The organism is Desulfonatronospira sp. (assembly GCA_003563255.1).
Lineage (GTDB): Bacteria > Desulfobacterota > Desulfovibrionia > Desulfovibrionales > Desulfonatronovibrionaceae > Desulfonatronospira.
In genome coordinates this window covers 1-6,818 of sequence record PWSL01000356.1, presented here as the reverse complement: position 1 = coordinate 6,818, position 6,818 = coordinate 1, and the positions used below count along the sequence as shown (strand labels likewise).

The 6,818-nt window shown below is 50.0% G+C and carries 12 protein-coding genes; 2 read left to right on the top strand and 10 right to left on the bottom strand.

Annotated features, from left to right (window positions below):
- Window positions 1-192 (top strand): hypothetical protein (locus tag QZP87_RS10360; protein ID WP_291322848.1); only part of this gene is annotated, 192 nt, incomplete at its 5' end.
- 68 nt (window positions 193-260) lie between these two features.
- Here QZP87_RS10360 and QZP87_RS10355 read toward each other — a convergent pair.
- The 6 genes from QZP87_RS10355 to QZP87_RS10330 form a co-directional block, all read right to left on the bottom strand.
- Complete coding sequence (locus QZP87_RS10355) at window positions 261-551, bottom strand: nucleotidyltransferase family protein (RefSeq protein ID WP_291322847.1); 291 nt, start codon at window positions 549-551, stop codon at window positions 261-263.
- Window positions 552-821: 270 nt separating this feature from the next.
- Window positions 822-1,163 (bottom strand): type II toxin-antitoxin system HicB family antitoxin, encoded by a 342-nt coding sequence (locus QZP87_RS10350; RefSeq protein ID WP_291322846.1) that lies wholly within the window; start codon window positions 1,161-1,163, stop codon window positions 822-824.
- Entirely contained in the window at window positions 1,160-1,414 is a 255-nt protein-coding gene (locus QZP87_RS10345) for a type II toxin-antitoxin system HicA family toxin (protein WP_291322845.1), read from the bottom strand. Before QZP87_RS10345 ends, QZP87_RS10350 begins: the two co-directional genes overlap by 4 nt.
- Before the next feature lie 471 nt (window positions 1,415-1,885).
- Window positions 1,886-2,311: a PIN domain-containing protein gene (locus QZP87_RS10340; RefSeq protein WP_291322844.1), complete on the bottom strand. Its 426-nt coding sequence runs from the start codon at window positions 2,309-2,311 to the stop codon at window positions 1,886-1,888.
- Window positions 2,301-2,510 carry a type II toxin-antitoxin system VapB family antitoxin gene (locus QZP87_RS10335; protein WP_291322843.1) on the bottom strand — a complete coding sequence of 70 codons (210 nt, stop codon included), beginning with the start codon at window positions 2,508-2,510 and terminating at the stop codon, window positions 2,301-2,303. Before QZP87_RS10335 ends, QZP87_RS10340 begins: the two co-directional genes overlap by 11 nt.
- 139 nt (window positions 2,511-2,649) lie before the next feature.
- The gene (locus tag QZP87_RS10330) at window positions 2,650-2,892 is read right to left on the bottom strand and encodes an ADP-ribosylglycohydrolase family protein (RefSeq protein WP_291322842.1); all 243 of its coding nucleotides are present in this window, start codon (window positions 2,890-2,892) and stop codon (window positions 2,650-2,652) included.
- Between the two features lie 108 nt (window positions 2,893-3,000).
- Between QZP87_RS10330 and QZP87_RS10325 the strand changes: the two genes are divergently transcribed.
- Complete coding sequence (locus tag QZP87_RS10325) at window positions 3,001-3,345, top strand: AAA family ATPase (RefSeq protein ID WP_291322841.1); 345 nt, start codon at window positions 3,001-3,003, stop codon at window positions 3,343-3,345.
- 106 nt (window positions 3,346-3,451) lie between these two features.
- On the opposite strand, the gene QZP87_RS10320 is transcribed toward QZP87_RS10325, so the two are convergent.
- The 4 genes from QZP87_RS10320 to QZP87_RS10305 all read right to left on the bottom strand — a co-directional run bounded on the left by QZP87_RS10320 (window position 3,452) and on the right by QZP87_RS10305 (window position 6,632).
- The gene (locus tag QZP87_RS10320) at window positions 3,452-4,750 is read right to left on the bottom strand and encodes a hypothetical protein (protein WP_291322840.1); all 1,299 of its coding nucleotides are present in this window, start codon (window positions 4,748-4,750) and stop codon (window positions 3,452-3,454) included.
- Complete coding sequence (locus tag QZP87_RS10315; protein ID WP_291322839.1) at window positions 4,747-5,151, bottom strand: hypothetical protein; 405 nt, start codon at window positions 5,149-5,151, stop codon at window positions 4,747-4,749. Before QZP87_RS10315 ends, QZP87_RS10320 begins: the two co-directional genes overlap by 4 nt.
- A gap of 234 nt (window positions 5,152-5,385) precedes the next feature.
- On the bottom strand, window positions 5,386-6,135 hold the full coding sequence (locus tag QZP87_RS10310) for a DUF429 domain-containing protein (RefSeq protein WP_291322838.1): 750 nt from the start codon (window positions 6,133-6,135) through the stop codon (window positions 5,386-5,388).
- Between the two features lie 5 nt (window positions 6,136-6,140).
- A complete protein-coding gene (locus QZP87_RS10305; RefSeq protein WP_291322837.1) occupies window positions 6,141-6,632 on the bottom strand; it encodes a type II toxin-antitoxin system MqsA family antitoxin in 492 nt (163 codons plus the stop codon).
- Window positions 6,633-6,818: the final 186 nt, after the last annotated feature.

The window sequence follows — 6,818 nt, the reverse complement described above, 5'->3', positions numbered from 1 at the left end:
TTCTGTTCTTTTTCACCCGGCTGCATAATCCTCCATACATATCCAAACCTGATCAGTGTCTTTAAGGCTTTGCCTCTCACCTGTAATCATTTATTTTCGAAATATGATGCACCTGCAAAAAGTCGGGGAATGAAAAATGCAGATATCATTCACGCGCCCTGCCACGCGCTTGGCGTGGTTCGTGTGACATAACTATTTGATTTTACTGACCTCTGATCTCTGACGTCTGTGACTGCAAAAATGACTTTTTGCAGTCACATCTATGCATAGGTCACCTCTTGGGAAATAATCGGCTTGAGGCGGGGCTTAAGGTTGTCTGCCAGAACAAGATCCACCGATCGGCCGAATGCGTCTTCCAGGAAAAATTTAAGGTCCATATAGTTGTCAAATGTGGGCTGATCCAGCTCTACCAGAATATCCACATCGCTGCCAGTCTCTGCAGCATCATTAAGTACAGACCCAAAAAGACCGATTCGTCTCACGGAAAATCTTTCCTTGAGTTCTTTTCTGTGCTCTTGCAGAAAAAATAGGATTTCCTCTTTCTTTTCCATACACTATCCTATACTGGCTGAGACAGTAGTTTTTAGTTTACTCTTAATTCTACAGCGAAACTCATGACCCAGGCCCCATGTGTCAGGATATGTGTCGCCTCGGAGAATAGAAGTTTAGATAACAGGTGTTTTCAGGGACCCATAATATACTTCTTCCAACCTGAAAAAAAACAAATCTCGTCGTCCCTTCTTTAGCTGAGGCCTGGCATAAAGCGTGGACATCTGTTTACAGGATAAACTGCGAAATTGGTACGGCCCGCCTGGTCCCTATCAAGCGCCTGGTTTGCTGGCCTTCAATGCTTTGGATATAGCGGTATTCACCCATGCATTAAGGCTTTTACCTTCTTTTCGAGCTTCAATGGTAATGGTTTTGTGAAGCTCAGGCTCAACACGGACAACGAACTTTCCCGAGTATGGTTTTTCCGGATCTTCGCCCCTCTCAGCGCAAAAATCCAGATAATCATCAACCGAATCCCGCAAAGCTTGTTGAAGCTCCTCAACTGCTCTGCCTTCAAACGTAATCACATCTCTTAAGTTGATGACTTCACCGTGCAATATGTTAGCATCATCATCAAATTCAACCTTTGCAAAATATCCTTTATATTCCATCATAGACCCACTCCTGATTCTATCAAGAATCTACGTACAGAGCGTACGGACGCTTTATTCGTCACGCGTTCAGGGTGGGGGCGGTGAAAAACAGCACGAACATCATTAAGAACCACCCTTACGCGAGAACCTCTGCCCTCAGTCAAATCGGCTCCAAGGGCTGAAAATAACGCCTCGATATCTTGCCATAGAATGTCCGAACGCTCTGGTTTTTCGAAGATTTTCTGTAACGTCAGGCGCTGTTTTCTGTTCATAAATGTATAGTATCACTGATTAGTATCATGTCAAGAAAAAAGATGGTGTTTGCCCTCATTTTACTCTCCAAAGCGGGCCATGCCCGCAACCCAAGAAACAAAGAGACCTTAACCGCCCGTTCCCACGCCTTGGCGTGGTCACTCAAGACGCAAAGGTCGCAAAGGAAGGCAGAAAGGTTTTTTTCATTTGCCGGGTGTACGGCAAATGAAAAGGCAGCCTTGTCCAAAACCGTGTCCCGGTTTTGGACAATACCCCTGTGCTTCACGTCTTTAACTTTGCGTACTTAGCGCCTTTGCGGTTCAAATTTTTCTTGTTTTTTATGACAGGGTCTGAGGAGTAAGCCACCAGGCTTTTTCCGGCGAATCTGCGCGGAAAAAGAGGCCCCTTCGGGGCAAATGAAACTGCCCACGGAACACCCGGAAAAACAAGGAATAAATTATCACTTCTTCCTTCCGGTATTACTGACTGATCTACTCAGATTGAGTTTGACGCGGAATGAGCATCTCCTGACGCAACTCCAGAGTGTCCGACAGCATGCTGAAATGTTGGTCACTATGCAGCAGAACACAGCCATACTGTACAGCGATGACGGCAATCAAGGTATCTGCCAGTGGGACATTGACCCCGGCTTTGCGGAGCTGATAACCGCTTTTCCAGGCAAGCTTCCATGTTGCGGCATCCATGACCAGTCGCGGAAGCGCCACAAGATCGTCGTGAAGAATCTGGAAATTCTTTTCCGAATTGACGCCCCGCAGCAACTCCATGATAATGATGTCTGCAGTGGCCAGTCGGTTTTCGAGAATGAGTGGAACTATGCGGTCCTTCACTTCAGGGTTGCCGCCGCGCAGATAGTGAACCCATACTGTGGTATCGACAAGGACCAGATCACCCTTCATCATCGCTCCGGAAAGCCTCCACATCCCGGACATCAAGGTCAACCAGTCCGCTGCCATAAAGCCCGGCCAGGTGCTCCATCCGTCTTCGCTGTATAAATTCTTTCAGGCAAAGCTCCACCAGTGCTTTTTTTGTCTTGACCGGCGCTAGCTTTCTCGCCTCTTCAAACAACCTGTCATCTATAGCTATTGTTGCTCTCATGATGCACCTCTTTAATGCATATATTAACGAGAAAAAAGATGCACGTCAAGAACACATAAATATAAGACAAGGGGGCGACTTTATCATCTCTCCCGGTGCAGACTGGGATTCAGTCCGGCAGTCAAAGCACCTGTTATGTTCAGGCCAGAGGCATGCTGGTCAAGAGCAGGTCGAGCTTAATCAATTCAGTGTCTTTGTTCTTCCGGTGGTCCCGGGCGTCAAACCCGCCCTTTTCAGTCAGGCTCTCTGCCAGGCACAGGGCCATGGAGGTGTCATCAGTCCACTGACCCGGACGCAGATTAAACGGTCCTCCCCCGACCATATCTCTGAGCGGCTCAAAGCCGCCCCTGGGTCCGACCCGAACAAACAGTGAGTGTCTCAAACTCCGCCCGAACAAAACAAACAAGCTGAGAACTTGATAAGGCGCTTGCGCAAAAAACAAAAATGTTTGTTCCTTGACAAATTTTCATTTTGACTGCAAAATTTTTGCATGTGGATAACAAGAATATACGAAAAAACACTGCAAAGTTTAGCTAAGGAGTTTCCGGCCTTAGTTTTAACCGGCCCCAGGCAGGTTGGAAAGACTTCTACTCTGCTCAAGGTCTTCTCTGACCACGATTATGTTTCCTTAGATCTTCCATATAATGCTGCCCAGGCAGAAGAAAATCCGGAAAAATTCCTGAGTGACCACGGTGATTTCCTGATTGTCGACGAAGTGCAATACGCCCCATCACTGTTCAGATATCTGAAATTCGCGATAGATTCGGATCGAAGACCAGGCAGGTTTGTTTTGACCGGCTCGCAGAATTTTCAGCTCATGTTCCAGGATTTTTGAATTTTCTATAATCTTTACCGATACAGCGGTTGATTTTTGGAAACTGATCACCGATGTATCGGCAGGTCAAGGGATAAAAGTTAGCCAAAAGAGTACTATTTTTGTTTCAAACGATTTCGGCAATGCGGTGGTTTTGCAGTTGATAGTGGATCACCTCCGAAGAAACTCCCAGTTCGTCGGACGCGTCTTCCAAATCGTCAACACCGATGAATTCACTAAGGAAGCGCTGCCGTAGCCAGGCCGCAGGAGCCAACAGCTCGGCTGCAAAGGCGCGATTGCGCTTCTGCCGCTCGGTGCGGGCGGTGGTAACCAGGGCGGAAGGGGTATTAACCGCGGTCAAATACTCGAAGAGAGCTCGGCAAAATGCAAACCGCCGGTTCTCCGGCCGCCGGGCCGTGGTCACAAAGCCGGCCCGGTCCTGTTTAGAGGCATCCACCAAGGCATCAAGCCAGCGGCCCTCGGGAAATCGCCCGGTATCCAGAATAGGAAGTTCATCCACCCCCAGCAGCAAGGCAAGAGATTCGTCTGCGGGCAATGGGTCGTGACCGATACCGGTCTCCAGCCGCAGCCACCGGGCCATTTCATATCCCTGTTGCCAGGGCGTCTGCCCACGACAATCAGATTTCGCCGATCGGACGCGCCACTCCGGCAGTCGCCCCGACAAACATCTGGCCTGCTCCCGGATGACCGCGAGGGCGGTCATGGTATATTCCACATCTGAAGCCAATCTGGTAATATCCGCGGCTGAAAAGAATTCGTCCTGCCACGCCCTGGGCACATCCCGCCCGGCTGCCTCAATCAGATTCACCGTTTCCGGAGAAAGCCGATATGGATCCTGCCCCAATTGCGCAGCGGCAACGCAGAATTCCCGCTCTTCCTGGTCAGCCTCTTGAATCGCGGTCCACTCATGCTGCAGAAGCGACTCTGTTATTCCCTGCTGCTCCAAACGGGCTGTTACCGCTTCCACCAATTGGGTCAGCTCCTCTTCGAGCTGGACCCGTTCAACTACAGATCTACCCCCGGCATGGAAGCTCACCCGCCAGAGCTCGGAGGCGGGCGGTCCCCATTCCAGGGAGACAGACTGGCCCAACGGGCTGATGACAAGATCGGGAAAAGCATAGCCTTCACGGCCGAAGCGCAGATTGTGGCGTTGATTGTACCCAGATCGGCCGGCGGCCTGTGGTTCATAAAAGAGCAGCCACCAGTGGGTAACCAGCCATTCCGTGAGGGGATAGAGTGGGACCAGGATATGGTCCCGGTAGCCCCGGCTTCGGAGATCAAGTACACGGGTGATCGGCTGGTCATCGACATAAAGGGCCAGCCGTGCCCACGTGGCACGATTCTCGTCCAGACGGGAGCCCGGAACCGCCTCCCATTCCAGATGGAATTGAAAAATACTATTCATTTTTTTTCCGTGAGGCCCGCAGGCCATTCGTCTTGCAGGAGGGGATAGCCTTTGTATGTACCCTGACCACTGTTCACCAGTCGGGCCTCGTACACAGTATCACCGTCTTTACACCACACATATCTGGGAAATTCCCCCTCCATCAATTCACCGAAAGCTCCTTGCTCTATCGCCGCCCTCAACCATTCCGTCAACTGTTCCTGCCGCTCGGCCAAATCCCGGTCACAGATGGAGGCATCCGGACGCGGCTTGGGCTGGGGACCGGCAAAGGAAGGGGTATCTTTATGTTCTGGACTGCCGACATAACTCACCTTGGCAGCCAACTCCCGGCGTCCTGCCCTGGTGCCGGGCGAGCTGGTGAGGACTCGAGTCAAGGGACGACGGCGACGCGTGGCTCTCATGTTCTCATGTCCTTCATGGTTCAAATCATTTGAAACTCAGTATATTTTAACCCGGTTACGAAAGCAATGACAAGAGCTTAACTGGCCAAGATCATGGCGCGGCACTTCATGTCCACTCACAATCAATTTCGAGGATTTACCCGCGGATTTTCGAGCAGACTCGTCCGGGATGTACAGAGAGAAGCGCAACAACAAAAGCGATAATTTCCGATGGAAAGAGATTTGCATACCATACTATATCAAGGAATCATCAGGATCCCTTACCCAGATCCATCCTTCACGTTTTACAGGTGTGCCCGCAGGAGGCCCCATTGCCCGTCCGGCAAGAAAGTCCTTGGCTGCAAGGAGACATATGAAGGCATCCAGACCGTCGGAACTCTTTTCAACTCCTGGTATGTCAGCTTCTCCTTCAAAATTTACAGCCACCTGTTCCAGTACCTGTCGTCGTGCTTTTCCGCCATCAGTGGCCTTATAGCCCTTTGAACTAATACCGTGAACCGCCAGAGTAGCTGCTGGATAGACTTCAATTGCCTTGATTCCGCAAATATTACAATCCCAGCCCAAAGTAATCTCACGACCCAGCCTCTTGCGCAATCGGCCCAGCAGTTCCAGGGCAGAATGCGCAGTACGCGCAATCCTGTCTGCGCCAACGTCCAGGGATTGTTTGCCGATTTTCTCCCGAATGAAATGGTCGGTACTGCGTCGAAACAACTGAGAAGCTGGGGCCTCAATGATCTCCCCGGCAGAGTGCTCTACCAGGAGCTCTCCCAGTTTGACCGGCCAGCCCAATGGTGCATCAATTGCCAGCAAAGCTGACTGTTCTTTTCCCTGCAGCCAATGGGTTATAACCTCCAGGGGTTGGTGAGCTTTGTGGCCGGTCTGGACTTTTATCAGATTTGTTTGTTCTGCTGAGAAAGTGCCAAGAGCCAGGCCCACCCTGGCTGGATCCGTTGCCCAGTCAATGCCGATTAAAGTTGTTGTCATGACTTTTAATATTCTGGATCAGGCTGTCTAAGATTATTGGGGGATAGTTCAGAGGGAAAGCTATAACTTTCTCCTTTATGGTGTCCTCCAGCAATAACATCAATGGTTTCCGGATGTTCTTTCAAAATTCGCAACAACCAGTCCAGGTACCGACTCTGGGGACTTATTCCAGTTTCATAACGGGCAAAGTTCTTGGCTCCAACCTTTAACAAACGGGCAAACTCGGTCTGATTATATCCCAGGGTCTCGCGTATACTTCTGATTTCATCCGGCTTCAGCAATCCGTCTACATCTCGATGAAATTCGGTCACCTGCTTATCAAATCCTTTGGCATCTCTGGCAGTGACAAAATCTTCGCCGCATGCTTCACATTCAAACACAGGGTAATTGTCAAGGTTCAGCTTATGTCCCTTATATTCAAACTCTTCCTGCTTGAGGTGCTTATATACACAACCCTGTCCGCAAACTGGACATATAGATTTATCCTGAATATTCATACAACCCCCTTTACGATGCTACTGCAAAAAGTCATAAAAACAGTTTAATGTAAACTGTTCATAAACCGGCCTCCTTCATCCTTTTTGCAAACTCACTCCATACCACTTCGTAGTCCTCTTCCCGGTCGCATCTGTCAAAAGGTGGGAAGTACTGGATGGTCTTTTCCCGGGGGCCGCCGGGCTGGG